This is a genomic window from Mesorhizobium sp. M1A.T.Ca.IN.004.03.1.1 (genome assembly GCF_003997555.1).
In the GTDB taxonomy this organism is placed as follows: domain Bacteria; phylum Pseudomonadota; class Alphaproteobacteria; order Rhizobiales; family Rhizobiaceae; genus Mesorhizobium.
Window position 1 is genome coordinate 1 of the sequence record NZ_RZTV01000897.1, and the last position, 244, is coordinate 244.

Below are 244 nucleotides of genomic sequence, written 5' to 3' on the forward strand. Positions count from 1 at the left end.
GTTGCAGACTAGATCAGAGATTGCCTGCAATGCCAATATCCGCGCGGCACCACGCGAAACCGGCAGCCGATGGCGGGTTGTCGAAAGGGTGGCACGAGGGGCGTCGTTGTGATCGCGGCAACCGCATAGGGGAATGCATCGCTCATATCCACCCTGGTGGGGTCGACTCTTGCCGCAGCCCTCGAAGGGGTTTCGGCCACGCGTTTTGCACAGGAAAGATCATTCAGGCAATGGTCGAAACGCG

Annotated in this window: 1 protein-coding gene; it reads right to left on the minus strand. The window is 59.8% G+C overall.

All coding sequences use genetic code 11. The annotated features are described in order from the left end of the window. Positions 1-8 precede the first annotated feature (8 nt). Positions 9-244, minus strand: a 236-nt coding sequence (locus EOD29_RS36825) for a hypothetical protein (protein WP_206520616.1), incomplete at its 5' end; no start/stop codon positions are given.